11 protein-coding genes are annotated in these 14,725 nt (G+C 59.8%); 8 read left to right on the top strand and 3 right to left on the bottom strand.

The genetic code is table 11. From position 1 onward, the window contains the following. The first annotated feature begins 223 nt into the window (after positions 1–223). Together DGA31_RS04945 and DGA31_RS04940 are read left to right on the top strand one after the other, a co-directional pair. Positions 224–895: a hypothetical protein gene (locus DGA31_RS04945; protein WP_109511762.1), complete on the top strand. Its 672-nt coding sequence runs from the start codon at positions 224–226 to the stop codon at positions 893–895. Next, the gene (locus DGA31_RS04940; RefSeq protein WP_109511761.1) at positions 889–1,281 is read left to right on the top strand and encodes a hypothetical protein; all 393 of its coding nucleotides are present in this window, start codon (positions 889–891) and stop codon (positions 1,279–1,281) included. The genes DGA31_RS04945 and DGA31_RS04940 overlap by 7 nt, the downstream gene beginning before the upstream one ends. Before the next feature lie 65 nt (positions 1,282–1,346). Here the strand turns inward: DGA31_RS04940 and DGA31_RS04935 are convergent, their stop codons facing one another. Beyond that, the gene (locus DGA31_RS04935) at positions 1,347–2,483 is read right to left on the bottom strand and encodes a hypothetical protein (protein ID WP_241509525.1); all 1,137 of its coding nucleotides are present in this window, start codon (positions 2,481–2,483) and stop codon (positions 1,347–1,349) included. 332 nt (positions 2,484–2,815) lie between these two features. Between DGA31_RS04935 and DGA31_RS04930 the strand changes: the two genes are divergently transcribed. Genes DGA31_RS04930 through DGA31_RS04905 form a run of 6 tightly spaced genes read left to right on the top strand, consistent with a single transcriptional unit; the run spans position 2,816 to position 13,278 of the window. Beyond that, a complete protein-coding gene (locus DGA31_RS04930) occupies positions 2,816–3,598 on the top strand; it encodes a YfaP family protein (RefSeq protein WP_109511852.1) in 783 nt (260 codons plus the stop codon). A gap of 35 nt (positions 3,599–3,633) precedes the next feature. Next, positions 3,634–5,409 carry a DUF2138 domain-containing protein gene (locus DGA31_RS04925; protein WP_109511759.1) on the top strand — a complete coding sequence of 592 codons (1,776 nt, stop codon included), beginning with the start codon at positions 3,634–3,636 and terminating at the stop codon, positions 5,407–5,409. A gap of 23 nt (positions 5,410–5,432) precedes the next feature. Beyond that, positions 5,433–6,044 carry a DUF1175 domain-containing protein gene (locus DGA31_RS04920; protein ID WP_421957948.1) on the top strand — a complete coding sequence of 204 codons (612 nt, stop codon included), beginning with the start codon at positions 5,433–5,435 and terminating at the stop codon, positions 6,042–6,044. Beyond that, entirely contained in the window at positions 6,041–10,615 is a 4,575-nt protein-coding gene (locus DGA31_RS04915; protein WP_109511758.1) for an alpha-2-macroglobulin family protein, read from the top strand. The genes DGA31_RS04920 and DGA31_RS04915 overlap by 4 nt, the downstream gene beginning before the upstream one ends. Position 10,616: 1 nt before the next feature. Next, a complete protein-coding gene (locus DGA31_RS04910; protein WP_109511757.1) occupies positions 10,617–12,239 on the top strand; it encodes a DUF2300 domain-containing protein in 1,623 nt (540 codons plus the stop codon). 34 nt (positions 12,240–12,273) lie between these two features. Next, entirely contained in the window at positions 12,274–13,278 is a 1,005-nt protein-coding gene (locus tag DGA31_RS04905) for a hypothetical protein (RefSeq protein ID WP_152034994.1), read from the top strand. A 460-nt stretch (positions 13,279–13,738) separates the two neighbouring features. Here DGA31_RS04905 and DGA31_RS04895 read toward each other — a convergent pair whose 3' ends face one another. Further along, complete coding sequence (locus DGA31_RS04895; RefSeq protein WP_109511755.1) at positions 13,739–14,209, bottom strand: hypothetical protein; 471 nt, start codon at positions 14,207–14,209, stop codon at positions 13,739–13,741. Further along, positions 14,209–14,604: a hypothetical protein gene (locus DGA31_RS04890; protein ID WP_109511754.1), complete on the bottom strand. Its 396-nt coding sequence runs from the start codon at positions 14,602–14,604 to the stop codon at positions 14,209–14,211. Before DGA31_RS04890 ends, DGA31_RS04895 begins: the two co-directional genes overlap by 1 nt. Between the last annotated feature and the right edge of the window lie 121 nt (positions 14,605–14,725).

The raw sequence follows: 14,725 nt of genomic DNA, 5'->3' as shown, positions 1-14,725 counted from the left end.
CTGTCTGAAAAACGCTACGCACTCAGACTTCAAACCGACCAACAAGTTGCACTAAGGTAGAAAGTATTTTCCCGATATCAAGGGCATGCCCAGGCCATGCTTCTCGTGCGTCTTATTGACTCATTCACTAGTACATGTGTGCTATGGAGCGTTCGCATCAATTCAAATACTGTTTCCTGAATGAACACCTTCTAACTTGCCGCGCTTCGTCAGGACTCAATCAATGACTGTGAACACGCTAAAACCCCTGGCGCCTTTCACCCTATTGGTGCTGCTCAGCGCCTGCGCAGGCCCACCGCCAACACCGCCGAACACTGCGCCCTACACCCCGACGCAGTGTGGCGCGATCAAGACCGATGCCATGGTGTTTCTGACCAAGGCCTGCGACAGCCAATTGCAGTCGGGAGGCGAGCCGGTCACCTGTGGTCCTTTGCGTGACGAGATTGCCAAAGTGATCACCCAGGTGCGGCAGGAACCGGCTCGCATCATGGCCGCACAGCGTGGCAACGATTGCCCCGAGCCGGTGATGGCAAAGATCAGTGCCGACATGGACAACGCCATGCAAACATTGAACAGGTACCAGGCCGCGCAACTCGATGAGTTGATTCCCAAACAGTGCGCGCGCATTGACTTCAGAACGCTTGATGCACTCAGCCAGCAGTGTGAACAGCAATTGGGCGAGCCGGGCAAGTCAAGTACAAAGACGGCGTGCATCAGCCTGTCTAAAGCATTAGACGAGATGGCGCCTGTACTTGATAAAGCCGATGCACAAAACAGGCAGGATCCGCAGGCGTGCAGTCACTCGGCCAAGATGATAAACGCCCATGTCGGCAAGGCGTTGAAGCCGGTGCAGGAGTACCACACGCGCACGTTTGATGAGAATCCGACATGGTGATCAATACGCTCAAGTCTTTGTTGCTCGCCAGCCTCACGTTGCTCGGTGCCTGCGCCTCGGTGCCAGAATTGATGGCTCGCTCGGCCTGGGAGGGCCGCAATGTCAATGAAGCCTACCAGCAGTGGGGCGGGGCCCAACAGATGAGCCAGAATGCAGACGGCGTCTTTGTCCTGGTCTGGTTCAAATCCCATTGGAAAACGGACACGGTGTACCAGGGCAGCAGTGAAAACGTCAGCGCTGGGGTGCGCCACATTACCAACTACTACGCCGACGAGACGAGAAATGTGGATTGCAGGATCACCCTTTATGTCGGACCGGATCAGATTATTCGCAAGGCGGACTCCGAAGGCGGGTGTGGGCCACACATGACGCCGCCCGGGAAATGACCAACAGCCAGGCGACAGGCAGCACCGCCACGAGATGCGCACGTGGCGGCGCGACGCAGGCCGGCTTACTCGGCTTTCAGTACATACGTGGGTCCCCAGGTTGAATCACCCTGGGCTTCTCGGGCCTTGATCTGAAGGGGGCGGTAAGTCAGGCCCTTGAGGGTCTGCGCCAGTTTGGGTAAGCCCCAGTCCGCGGGATTGTCGGCCTGCCTGACGCCTTCAAGTTCTCCAGGCAGTTGCACCAGCGAGAGTTGTTGAAGCTCGCAACGCATCTGTTGCTGATCCGCCTGCTTGCAGCTGTTCTGCTTGAAGGTGGCGGCAGGAGGTTCTGCAAAGAAACCATCAATCAGAATGACCTCGCCAGCGGCTATGTCGAAGGCGGCAAACGCCTTGTCCAGCGTGACATCCACCGCACGGGCTTCGCGGGTTTGTTGTTCGATGCTCGGTGTCCAGCCCCCTGCAGAGGTCTGTTGCTTGACGTCGTAGGATGAGGTCCCCCAACTGGTGCATTCGTTGTTGACGACACGCCTGGAGGTGCAGTAATCCTCCTGGACCGTCGCATTCCTGTAGCTGGGGTCTTCCCATTTCTGTCCGCGCTTGAACTCATCGATGGTGAATGACTTGAGCATTGCATGACCAAGCGGCGAGGGGCTGAGGGTGCGTGCACCGGGCGTTTCGAAACCCGGCGTGCGTGGCAGGTTGTAGCTCACGCCGCTGATTGAGTAATGGCCGGGGTCGACCAGATAAATCATGTACATCGTGCGTCCGAAAACCACCTGGAAGTAAGCATGCGCCGGGTCGTCCTCATCACCGCGGTTCTTGGTGTCGTAGCCCACCTTGATCATTGACGAGGGCCGCGAAGTGTTCGTCCACTCTGTGGTTCCTGAACGCAACCTCAGGAAATCGGCGATTGAGTCATTGTTATTGAAGTCGGTGTGCAAGCTGTCAAGGCTCGCAGTGGGCACGACCAGGATCGCTTTGCCTGCACGCTTGAATTGCGCCAGCATTTCATCTTGTTCATTATTGCGGGCAAACCTCGACGCGGCGGGCGTAGCACTTTGTGCAGCAACCCCCTGCGCGTTGCCGTACGGCGAGGCGGCAGAATAAGGGGAGGGCGTCATCGGTACGCAGCCGCTCAAAACGACACCCAATACAGCGGTCACAGTCCCCGGTGCCCGGATAAACGTTTCATTGAAGATCATGATGCTGCACCTGTTCAGTCGTATGTCGCGCTCGTGCTTCGTGCGTGGAGACTAATGGCAGCCCGGTCACGCGCAAATAGTACACGTGTGCTATTGATAGACACGGGTCTGCTGGCTCACCCTGCTCACAAGAACAGCGCACGAAGGTGTCAGGCCTTGATGTGCCACACCTTGCAAGGGCAGGTCGATGCACGCAGTACCCTTACAGAGGCGAAAGCGGCGCGCCGGACTTACCCGGCAAGGACTTGGCGTTTAATTCGCATAAACCACAGGATGCCTTCATGCGCGTGACCGATGACAAGGTGTTTGGAAGTGCGCGCGTGCGTTGCCTGATGGCGCTGGCGATCACGTTTTTTGCGGTGACGACGGCGTCGGCCGAGCCATCGTCAGCGCTTTCGGAGCCGGTGGGCGGCTGGCGTTACAACGGTCTTCTGGATACCAGTGAAGCCCCGCGCGTCGCTTATCCTACACCGCCCATCGACCGAGGCGCGCAGCGCAGTCGCACAATGATCGAGGGCCAGATAAAGGCCCTTGGCAAGCAGCGCGGCCCCAATGTCCTGGCCGTCAACGGCAACCCGTTGAACCTTTACACCGATGAACAGGGGCGCTTTGCCCGGCCATACGCCTTCGGTGCGGGCTCCAACAGCGTCGAGGTGCGCAGCGCCGAAGGCAAATCCCTCAAGCGTGTGCAGTTTTACGAAGCCAACAACCAGCGTACGCCAGCGCGAATTCGTGTGGTGCTGGGGTGGGATGATCCAAACGCCGAACTCGACTTGCACATCGTGACACCTGACGGTCAGCACGCGTTCTTCGGCCACCCGGAGTTGACCAACGGCGGCGGTCTGGACCTCGACAGCGTTGATGGACCCGGCCCTGAAATGTTCACCATGACGGCGCCGCTGCAGGGCACCTACCTGATTTACGTGAACTACTGGGGTAATTTCAGCAGCGCCGGCGGTTACAACTTCGATGAAACCAGCAACGAAAAAGAAATGATTACCTCGCAGATCAACCTGGTGCTCAACGAAAACACCGTCAATGAAAAGCGCGAGACATTCATTGTGCCCTTGCGCGGTATCGGTGACCTGCTCTTGGTCAAGACATTCAACTATTGATCATCCCCTCCCACGGATGAATTGGGTTTGTGAACATGAGCGATACCTCGACTTCAGTGATTGACGAGTCAACCGGCACGCCTGCCCTGAAAACTTCCCGGCGCTGGCCGTTGCTGTTGGGCGGGCTTTGTGTCGCCGCCGGTGTTGCCGGTGCAATGGGTTGGTTCATGCACAATCCCAAGGCGCCGATGGCCGAGATTGCCAGCGATAAACTGCGCTTGAGCCGCCCGGATGGCTTGCTTGAAACCGTCTCCCTAAGCCAGTTGCCCAAGGATTTGCTGACGGTGCCGTTCCTGAAGGACACCCTCACCGAAGATTTTGTTTTCTATTATGAAACCCACGTCGACCGCCTCGGGCTGATCGGCAGCCTGCGCAGGATCATCTACGAATATGACCTGACCTTGCAGGACACCTTGATTGAGCAACTCCTTGACCAGCCAGCGGACATCGCCCTGTGGCGGGGCAAGGACGGGCGCCTCAAAGACTTCCTGATGGTGATGGATCGCGGCGGCATGGCCAAGATGCTGGAGCCATTGCTCAAAGTGCTCTACGACCCGCAATTGAGTCAGATCGGTGTGGTGAAGATCGGCTCGGACGAGGTGCCGCTTTATCTGCTCAATTACAACGCCAGCAAGTCGCTGGCATTCGCCTCCTATGGCGACAAGCTGGTGGTGGTGTCAAACCCGAACAAGCTCGCCGGTCGCGATTCGTCCACTTATGAACGCGAGCCCTCCAGCCTGAGCCAGCCTTTAGGCGCAGAAATCGGCAGGTCCGCCCCGGAGTCAGGCAGTATTTCGCCTGAAGCGCTCGCCGCATTGCTCAGTGGCGAAAAACTGTTCAACGAGGCGTTCGGGCTGCCGCCACGCGCACCGCAGGTCAAGCAACGGTTGTCGGTCAACACCAGTGTTCTGGCCATGGGGTATCAGCGCTTCATTCCGAACTTTGCCGGGCTGCGTTTCGAAATGGACGAAAAGGGCTGGCACAGCTTTCTGGCGCTGAACGAAACCGAAAATCAACCCGACCTTGATTTCAAGCCCATCTGGCAGGCGATGCCGATGGGGGCCAGTGCCTGTGTGGCCTTGCCCCTGGCGGTGGCGCAGCAAAAGCCCTTGCTGGTGAAGCTGGGGGCGCAAGAGCCGGTTGCGCAGGCGCTCACTGCGCATGTCTCTGATGCTGCCGGTCTTTGCTGGTACGCCGAGTCACGGTTGTACACACCGTTGCTGGTTGCCCACCTGACCGACAAGAACAGCGCCAGCCTCGATGGCGATCTGGGCACGCTGTTTGGGGCCATGGTCGGCGCCCGCGAAGCCAGGACCGAGGGGCATCTGTTCCCGGTGGTCGATAAGCAAGAGGGCGATACCCATCAATGGCAGCGACAAGTCAGCACCCGCTTTGGCCCGTATCTGGCCAGTGAAGCGCAAAATCCTGACGCGGTCAGCGGCAAGGCTTTCATGAAGGTCAGCCTGGCGCGTCATGGTTCGACCCTGTTGTTCTCCCTTGATGACCGACTCGTGGACAAAGCGATCGGCACCCTCGACAAACGCTTCCCGCCGCTGGCTGATGTGTTGCCAGGCGATCAACTGGTCCCGATCTATTTCAACCCTGGCGCCATTGCGCAATTGCTGCAGCAGGAAACCCTGGGCAGTCTGCCCAAGGACATGGAGCCGGTTTTCTACAATGCCGCACAGACTCATCTGATCCCCAAGCTGCAGAAACTCGGTGGCTACGGCAAGTACGCGCTGACGCTGCCGCAAGGCACTGAACCCGATGGCTACTGGCAGTGGCTGCCACTGGAGTGGAAGCCGCTGTGAGGGCTCTGAGCCGAGGCCTCGTTCTGCTGGCGATACTGTTCGGCAATAGCGCGTTTGCCGGTGACGTACCTGCGCTCGACGCCCAGCAATCCCAGGTGTTTCGTGCCTGGTTTGTACGCATTGCCCAAGAGCAACTGACCCAGGGCCCCAGCCCGCGCTGGTACCAGCAGGATTGCGCCGGCCTGGTGCGCTTTGCCAGCAACGAGGCGCTGAAGGTGCATGACGATAAGTGGCTGCGCAGCAATGGCTTGTCCAACCGCTACCTGCCGCCCGAGATGCAACTGAGTGACGCGCAGAGAGGGCTCGCGCAGCAGTGGCAGCAAGGCGATGGAAACACCGGACCGTATGTGAACGCGATCAAGCTGATTCAATTCAACAGTCACCTGGTAGGGCGCGACCTGGCCCAGGCCCGGCCCGGTGACCTGATGTTTTTCGACCAGGGCGACGACCAGCACCTGATGATCTGGATGGGCCGTTACATCGCCTATCACACCGGCACCACGACCCCCACTGATAACGGCATGCGCTCGGCAAGCCTGCAGCAACTCATGACATGGAAGGACACCCGATGGATACCCGACGCTGCCAACCCGAATTTTATCGGTGTCTATCGACTCAACTTTCTCTCCCAATGATCGGTGCCCGCATGCTGCGTATTTGCTCTCTGATTTCATTGTCGCTGGCGCTTCTGGTGCCTGCTACGTGCGTCAACGCCGATGACAGCGTCCCGTCAAGCGGCTACAGCGCAGTACCGGGAGAAAGCTTTTTCCTGCTGGCGGACAGCAGCTTTTCCAGTGATGAACAGGCCAAGGTGCGCCTTGAGGCGCCGGGCCGCGACTATCGACGGTTCCGCATGCAGCCGTATGGCGGCGCGGACATCCGCGTGTATCGCATTGACAAGCCCATGGAGTTCCTCAAGCGCCAGAAAAACCTGCACCGCGTGGTCAGTGAGGGGCAGTTCAAGGGCGAAGGGCTGTCCAACACCCTCGCGTATCTGTGGGACAGCTGGTATCGCCAGTCCCGACGCGTCATGCAGCGGGCGTTTTCCTATGAGTCGCGCAAACAGGTCACAGAGGAAGTGCCTGAACTGAAGATGGGTAAAGCGATGTCTGCGCCGACCCCTTACGAGGCGCAAGCGCAGTTTGCGTTGATTCCTGGCTTGCCGGTGGTCAGTCAGTTCCGTTACCCGATCTGGGATGCAAAACCGATCCAGCCACCGGCCGGGGTTGACCTGGACGGCTCGTCCAGCGAGTTCATCAATGTAGTGCCCGGTAACGTTTACATCCCGCTGGGCAAGTTGAAGCCGGGGCTGTACCTGGTCGAAGCGCTGGTGGGCAAGTACCGCGCCACGACCATGGTGTTCGTTTCCAATACCGTTGCAGTGAGCAAGGTGGCCGGTGATGAGCTTCTGGTGTGGGCCGCCCGCAAAAACGAAGGCCGCCCGGCCGGGAAGGTCAACGTGCTCTGGACCGATGGCCTGGGCGTCATGAGCAGCGGCGTGACCGACGCGCAGGGTTTGCTCAGGCTCAACCACGTGAGCCCCGAGCGCTCATTCTTGATCGGTGAAGACGACGAGGGCGGTGTTTTCATCGCGGAAAACTTCTATTACGACAGCGAGATCTACGACACCAAGCTGTTCGCGTTCACTGACCGGCCACTTTACCGCCCAGGCGACTGGGTGTCGCTGAAGATCGTCGGGCGGGAATTCAAAAATGCCCGTGATTCCGTTGCCCCAGCGGCTGCCGATGTCGAGGTGACTATCCTCGATGCCACCGGTACGGCGTTGCAATCGCTGGTGCTGAAGCTTGATTCGCAGGCGGGCGCCCAAGGCCGTTTTCAACTGCCGGACAATGCCGTTGCCGGTGGCTACGAAATGCGTTTCAGCTACAAGGGCCAGGCCTATAGCAGTGCGTTTCGCGTGGCGGAGTACATCAAGCCGCACTTTGAGATTTCGCTGAACCTGGCCAGACAGGACTACAGCATCAACGAGCCGGTAACGGGCAACCTGACCTTACTCTATCCGGACGGCAAGCCGGTCGCGAATGCAAAGCTGACCCTGAGCTTGCGTGCTCAGCAACTGTCGACCGTCGATAACGAGCTGCAATACCTCGGGCAGTTTCCGGTGGAGTTGAAGAGCACCGAACTCACCACTGATGCCAAGGGTAACGCCACGCTCGACCTGCCGCCGGCGGTCAGGCCCAGTCGCTATATGCTTACCGTGTTTGCCAGCGACGGTGCTGCCTACCGGGTCAGGACCACCAAAGAAATACTGATTGACCGTGGCGCCGCCAGCTACCGCATTACCGCAGCGCAACGGTTCAGTGCAGTCGGCGAAAAGGTTGACTTCAGCTATAGCCATGAGGGTGGCAGCGAACAAACCCGGTCCGTCACACCGGCCAGCTATAAATGGGTGCGGCTGGAGGACCAGACCAGCGGCGGCGACAAGCTTGTGGCGGCGAATCCGCGTTTCAGCGTGAGCTTTGATCGTCCCGGCACTTACAACCTGACCCTGATGGATGAAAACGGGCGCTTGCTGGGCGCCACGGGGCATTCAGTCAGCGGCGACGGCATCAAGGCGGTGGCCGGCACCGTGGAGATCGTGTTCGACAAGCCAGAGTACAAGGTCGGCGACGAAGCGTCGGCGCTGATCACCTTCCCTGAACCTGTCGGCGATGCCTTGCTGTCTCTGGAGCGGGACAAGGTCGAAGCCACGGCGTTGCTGTCCCAGGGCGGCGACTGGTTGAAGCTGGAAAAGCTCAACGACACCCAGTACCGCGTGCGCCTTGGCGTGAAAGAACACTTTGCACCGAACCTGACCTTTTCGGTTCTGTACACCAAAGGGGGTCAGTACAGCTTCCAGAATGCCGGGATCAAGGTGGTGACACCGCAGATCGACGTGACCATCACGACCGACAAAGACACTTATCGGCCCGGTGACACCGTGTCGGTCGACCTGACAACCCGGTTCGCCGGCAAGTCGATTCCCGCGCACCTGACGGTCAGCGTGGTCGACGAGATGATCTATGCGCTGCAGCCGGAAATTGCACCGGCCATCGACCAGTTCTTCCACCATCCGCGCCGCAACAATGTGCGCACCAGTGCCAGTTTGTCCTTTATCAGCTACGACGTCGCGTTGCCCGGCAGCCCGACGGCGCCTGGCAAGGCCAACCGCAGTGATCGCGGGGTAAAAGTGCTGGAGCGGCCGCGTCGTGAAGACGTCGACACCGCCGCGTGGGCGCCTGAACTGGTGACCGATGCGAACGGCAAAGTGCGCTTCACCTTCAAAATGCCTGACTCGCTGACGCGCTGGCGCATCACGGCCCGGGCCATCGACCAGGCCGGACAAGTGGGGCAGAAAAAGCAGTTCGTGCGCTCGGAAAAACCGTTGTACCTGAAATGGAGCGGGCCAACCCGCTTCCGTGCCGGTGATAAGCCGGACCTGGGTGTCTTCGCATTCAGCCAGGCCGACCAGGCGGTCAAGGTAGAACTCGTGACCCATTTCGGGGGCGTCGAGCAGCGCCTGCCGGTGACCTTGAACAAAGGCATCAACTACATTGCGTTACCTGCCTTCGCGCTGGCCAGTGGTGAATGGAAGGCCGAGCTGGTGCAGGACGGTAAAATTGCCGATGCATTGGCGGTCAGCCTGACGGCTACCGGGGAGGGCTGGCAGGTTACACAAAGCCAGAGTCTGGACGCGGTCAGTGGCGAGACACCGCTGACCTTGCCAGCCGATGCGACGGCCATTCAACTGCGCCTGGACGACAGCGCACAAGCGTTGTTCCGCTCGGCACTGGATGATCTGCTGAGCGACCCCTATGGCGGTGTCGAGCAGATAGCCAGTCGTTTGCTGCCCCTGGGCATGGCGTATCCGGTGCTGTCATCCGACCCTCAAGTCAGGGACCGGTTGCGCCTGATCATGCAAAACAGTCGCTTGCGCCTGGTGCATCTGGCGGACCCGTCGGCGAGCTTCAGCTGGTGGGGCCAGGGCAGTGAGCCGGACGCGTTCCTTACCGCTTATGCCTATTACGCTGACTGGCACGCCAGCAAGGCGCTGGAGTTGTCGTTGCCGCCGGAGCACTGGCAGCGCCTGCTGGACGTTTATGCCAAGCAGGCGGGCCATACGCCGCTGTTGCAGCGCGCACTGATTCTCTCGTTTGCCAGGCACATGCAATTGCCGGTAAACACGTTGCTCAGTGGCTTGATGAGTGACCTGGCAAAGGTCGGCGAGGGCGCTCAGGCCAATGTGATGGACATGCAAGAAGGCAGCATCGTCATGAATGCCCCGGATTCTGCCTTGGGCCTTGCGGCTGCGCGGGTCATGACGGCTTCGCTCGCCAGGCAGAACAAGGTGGTCATGCCTGAGGCGTTCAGCCGTCAGTTGCCGGATGCCCAGCAGCGTCTGGATGTCAGTTCCGAGCCATTCGCCGAAGCCTTGAACCTGTCGCTCAAAGGCTTCGATCAAGAACGTGCGCGTGCGTTGCTGCAACGGTTACTGCCGCAGCAATCAACCCTTGAGCGCGCCTTGGCGCTGAGCTGGTTGCAGCGCAGCATCGAGCAGGCGTCGCCGACTGTCGCGCTGGCGCCGGGTGAAGGCTGGAAGAAGCGCTACGGTGCCAGCGGTGAAATGTACTGGACGTGGGAGGGTGCCGGCCCGGTACCGTCATCGTTGTCATTGGCCGGAGCCCAGGAACGGCCTCTGCGTGCGCAGCTCAGCTATCAGACCCGACAACCAGCGGCGCAGCCACTGCCTGTGACCGTCACTCGGCGCCTTTCTCGCCTTGTGCCGGGCACTGAAGCGTTCACCTTCACCCTTGAAGCCGTCAATGGCAAGCCGCTGTCCAGTGACAGCCTCTATCTGGATGAGGTCATTATCACCAGCAAGGCTGCCAAGCCACTGCGCTACGGCATGATCGAGGTGCCATTGCCACCGGGCGCTGATATCGAGCAAACGACCTGGGGTATCAAACTGCAGGGCAAGGCGGGCACGCAAGCGACGGCGCTTGAGAAGGCACGCTTCGAGCCGGGTCAACTGGGCTATGCCATGGCGGTGGATACGTTGAACGGTGAGCTGCGCATGCGGCATCTGGTGCGCTTCTCGCAAAAAGGCCAGTTCAATCTGCCGCCGGTGCGCTTCACTCAGGTCTACGCACCGCAGTACCAGGCCTTTGAGCAAAAACCTGCATTCGGTCAGATCAAGGTCAACTGACATGCGTTCACGCAGGCTGTGGCTGATGTTGCTTTTACTGCCTGCGCTGACCTTGGCGCAAGAGGACCAGATTCAGGTCGCCTTGAAAGGGGAGCTGTTGTCCCTCAACCGTTCCGGGCTTGTTTCGCGAGCACCACTGCCAGCGGAGTTACAGGCCCCGTTGGGCAGTCTGTGGAAGTTGTTTGTCTACGCCTGGCTGGTGGACACAGGCGCCAGCGAGCCTGCCTATCAGTGCCGAGGGCAATCCAGGGAAGAGGTGTATTGCTGCACGGCCGGTGGCAGCATCGGCCGCGATCAGGCCTTGGTAAAGTCCTGTGGTCTGTATTTCGAGCCCCGGCGTCTGGGCATATCCGAGCCTGACTGGCGGGCGTATTGGCAAGCGCGCAAGGCACCGCAATGGCTGCTCGGTACGTCCACACTGCAGCCGCAGACCCGGGTGCCCGTGGCGCAATTACTGGACACCCTCGCCACGCTGCCGGCACAGGACCAGGCACGACGGGTGCTGCTTGATGTAGTGCTGGGCGCGGCCGACAGCAATGTCGTCGGCGCTCTGGGCGGTCTTCTACGGGTCAAGACCTGGAGCTGGTTTGCCGACAACGACGACGCTGCGCAGCGCGAGGGCGGTTTTGCTGGCTGGACCGCGGAGGGTACGCCCCTCTGGGCACAGGCACAGGGCACCAGCCAGACGGTGCTGCGCAATTACAGCGAGGCGCTGGCGTCGGTCCTGCCCGCAGGCTGGCCCGCTGAGCCTGGACGATGCGTGAAGGTCGACCTGTTTTCACGTTACCCGATCGGCCATGTACTCAAGGCGGGCCGCGCCGTTGAGTCAGGCCCCTTGCTGGGCGACTATCGCGTCGAGTTTTTGAATGGCAATCAACTGGACATTCACAGCAACGGCGAACTCTTTCTTGAGAAAGACACGCTCGTCGCCAGGCTTGATCGCGAAGAGTACGTTGCCCGGGTGCTGCAACGTGAAGCCCAGGCGGAGCCGGCCGAAGCGGCCAAGGCGCTGGCCGTCGCGATTCGTACTTACCTGCTGCAAAATGCTGGCCGCTCCGGCGAATGCCTGACCATCGATGACAGCAGCAACCGGCAGCGCGTAGCGCCACGCCCGGCAAGCGCTGAATCACGCCGTATTGCGGCGTGGACCAGCGACCTGATTCTCGCGGGCACGAATGTCACTTACCATTCGACGCAACCGGATGCCGATAAATTGTCCTGGCAGCAAGCAGTTGAACAAGCCAATGCCGGTCAGCGCTACGACGCCATCCTGGTGCAGGCCTACCCTCGCGCAAGCCTCAGTCGCTGGGACAATCCTGTCGCGTCCTGCACAACACTGCCCGCGGCTCAGGACTGGCTGCAAAAGCAGCGCAAGATCTGGCGTCAACAGCTCGAAACCGAGGTTGGCTACAACGAAGTCAGTACGTTTGCCGTGTGCCGCGTAGCCTTCGGCAATCCCCATGTCGACCGCGAGCGCAACCGGATCTACGTGCGTGGCGTTCTTTCGCTGCAGGACCGTCTCGACCTGACGCACGAGTACCTGCACCTGGCGTTTGAGGCGCACCCCAATGGCAACGATGAAGCGTACATCGAAGGACTGGCCCGGCGTCTGTTGCTGGAATAGCACCCTGACCCTGGGAATGACCCGATTCTTTTGTATGAATGACAGTGAGGGATTGACCATGTTTGTCTGCATCTCCGGTATTGCCCGGCATCGGGTAGGGTGCGCCGTCAGCGTTTGGCTGAGCAGCGCAATCGCCCCGGCCCTGGCTATCATGCCGGTCGAGCACCCCGTCGATGCCATGGCGGCGCTGGAGGAACTGCGCTCGGAGGACCTTGCCTGGACCTCGCCCAGGATGCAGGCGTTCATGCGGCAATGGCTGGATGTGGTTGAACTGGATGAATCGCCCTGTGCGCCCGCTGAAGTCAAGTTATCGCCCATGACGACGGTCTGTGAATATACCCCGGACGATCAGACCGGCGCTGCCGGGCCATCACGCCTTCTGCTGGGCATTGTCGGCAACGATAAAAGCACCGCCCGCCTGGCCAGTGTCGTGAGTACGCGGCGTCTGAGCGACGAAGCCTGGAAGTGCCAGCCAGCGCCGCTGGATACCTTTGTGTGTGTGCCGCTCGGCGGCGACAGCGGTGAAGACGACACCCTGTTTGCCCGGTGGGATAAATGGCTGCCTCGCACGCAGAGCGAGTGGTATGCCCGGTATGCCATGGATCCTGAAATGAGATACATACAAAGCGTCCTGGCGTCTGGCCAGCCCATGCCAGCCGATCTACCGGGCTTGCTGGCCTGGAAAAAATGGCAGGGCGTGGCAATGAACACGGTACGGATCGAACGACTGGTGCTGGTTGGCCAGTTGTGCCGTGTGTTGGAACCGTCTGATGCGGCGACCATTGTTCGCAATGCTCACGCTGAACTGGACCAAGACAGGCGCCAATTGGCTGATCAGGACAGGCGTCGCGCCAAAGACTGGCTGAGGGCGCTGCGTATGGGCGCCACTCAGTCCGCGAGGATGTCCGATGTGACGGACGAGGCGTCTTGCCAACGGTTTGCCGCGCCCTATGGAACCCTGTCAAAGCTGTTGACCTGGACCGATAAACCGCAAGAAGCGAGCCCGGGTGTGCGCGCCAGTCCAAGGACGTTGCCCTGATAAAGGCTCATCCCGGGCCTCGCTGGCGAGTCACGGGGTTGAAGGGCGGGCTGTAGTCAAAAAAGCCCCGCCCTTATTTTTTGCTCGATGATCTGACCTAACTCCCTGCCAGGGGATTGGTAGAACAATGAGGCGTGGGGGCAATGGGGGGCATGTTTGAAAGGGTGTGGATCGATTACGTGTTGTGAGTAACCGCAATACTGGCAGTAGACCGACTCGCCCCTCAGCTTCCAGTGTTTGTTCCAGGCCTGCAGTGGAAGATAAGGTATGGTCATCTGGATCCGGCCGCCTGGTGAAGGTGAGTCGTATGTGTCTGACGGGGTTCATGGGCCGCGCCTCTCGTCAAGGTCGACGTAAAAGGCGGCCCGTCTTGAACCCGATAGTCAATGTGCATGGCAAAAACGATAGGGTTTATGTATCCATCCATACACAGGTGACGGGCGCTGCTGGCTGCGGTCGATTACAGCGAGTCATCCTGGATGCGATACAGTCTCCAGCAGGCCTCGCGCTTGAAGAACAATGAGCGCTGATAGCCCGTGTCGGCCTTGGTCAGTCTTATCATCGCCTGGTCTGGTGCCGTGAGCTTTTTCTCAAGCGTCAAGCCTTCATCGCGCTGCTGCTTTTCGCTCGGCATCAGGGGGAACTCCAGCCGGGCTTTGTCCAGCAGTTCAGAAACCGGTCGGGGTTCGGGCTGCGCCTCAGGGTCAATGAATTCGTTGCGCAACGGCGTGCTGACAAAGGCTTTCTGCACCGCAACGTCGTTCGCGAAGCGCTCCAGGAAGCCATCAAAATTCTGAGACGGGCATAACGCAACGCCTGCTGACGAAGGCGGTGGGGTGCCGGCGGCGAAAGAGAGGGGGATGTACAGCGTGGCAGTCGTCATTGCCAGCACAGCGCCTGCGCGAGTGCACCATTGTTTCAACATAGTCATCACAGCCCCTGCGACCATTCTTTGTGAATTGCAGCGATGCGTTCAGCGTAAGCCACTGAAAGACAGGCGGCATCCTTGCATACCCCGGCCAAGGCATCGCGCCATACTTTCTGTTGCACGCCCATTGGGTCTACAGCCTCGCCCGTCTCACCATCGACGCCCTTGGTTTCTCTCCTGACACTGTCGACCAGAGCCAGCATTGTCGCTTCCTGGCCTCGCAGACTTGCACTGGAACACGCAATGTCCTCAAGCCGGGTCAAGGGTGCACTGTCGTCGCAGCGTTCTGCAAAGCCAAAGTCGGAATCGCCGCGTGGGATGCCATCGGTGCCGGCACTCGCATTCAGGGCCAAAGCCATGAGGGTGCTGGCGACACACAGGCCAAGCCGTTGTTTCATGGGGTCGCCTCGTTCAAGTCATTGCCACGATAGAGTGTCCTGCGACACCGTGAAAATACTACACCTGTACTATTGAAAAGCCTTGATGGCTGGGCGAATCTCGATGGTTGAGCCCCTTCAT

The sequence above is a fragment of the Pseudomonas ovata genome, from assembly GCF_003131185.1.
Lineage (GTDB): Bacteria > Pseudomonadota > Gammaproteobacteria > Pseudomonadales > Pseudomonadaceae > Aquipseudomonas > Aquipseudomonas ovata.
The sequence above is the reverse complement of the archived record's forward strand: the minus strand, read 5'-3'. Positions and strand labels throughout refer to the sequence as shown.

What these genes read in the sequence shown, in the direction of transcription:
- DGA31_RS04930 (WP_109511852.1), top strand. Translation starts at nt 2,816, where the DNA reads ATGGCGCTGGCGATCACGTTTTTTGCGGTGACGACGGCGTCGGCCGAG.
- DGA31_RS04945 (WP_109511762.1), top strand. Translation starts at nt 224, where the DNA reads ATGACTGTGAACACGCTAAAACCCCTGGCGCCTTTCACCCTATTGGTG.
- DGA31_RS04940 (WP_109511761.1), top strand. Translation starts at nt 889, where the DNA reads ATGGTGATCAATACGCTCAAGTCTTTGTTGCTCGCCAGCCTCACGTTG.
- DGA31_RS04925 (WP_109511759.1), top strand. Translation starts at nt 3,634, where the DNA reads ATGAGCGATACCTCGACTTCAGTGATTGACGAGTCAACCGGCACGCCT.
- DGA31_RS04890 (WP_109511754.1), bottom strand. Translation starts at nt 14,604, where the DNA reads ATGAAACAACGGCTTGGCCTGTGTGTCGCCAGCACCCTCATGGCTTTG.
- DGA31_RS04915 (WP_109511758.1), top strand. Translation starts at nt 6,041, where the DNA reads ATGATCGGTGCCCGCATGCTGCGTATTTGCTCTCTGATTTCATTGTCG.
- DGA31_RS04895 (WP_109511755.1), bottom strand. Translation starts at nt 14,209, where the DNA reads ATGACTATGTTGAAACAATGGTGCACTCGCGCAGGCGCTGTGCTGGCA.
- DGA31_RS04905 (WP_152034994.1), top strand. Translation starts at nt 12,274, where the DNA reads ATGAATGACAGTGAGGGATTGACCATGTTTGTCTGCATCTCCGGTATT.
- DGA31_RS04910 (WP_109511757.1), top strand. Translation starts at nt 10,617, where the DNA reads ATGCGTTCACGCAGGCTGTGGCTGATGTTGCTTTTACTGCCTGCGCTG.
- DGA31_RS04935 (WP_241509525.1), bottom strand. Translation starts at nt 2,483, where the DNA reads ATGATCTTCAATGAAACGTTTATCCGGGCACCGGGGACTGTGACCGCT.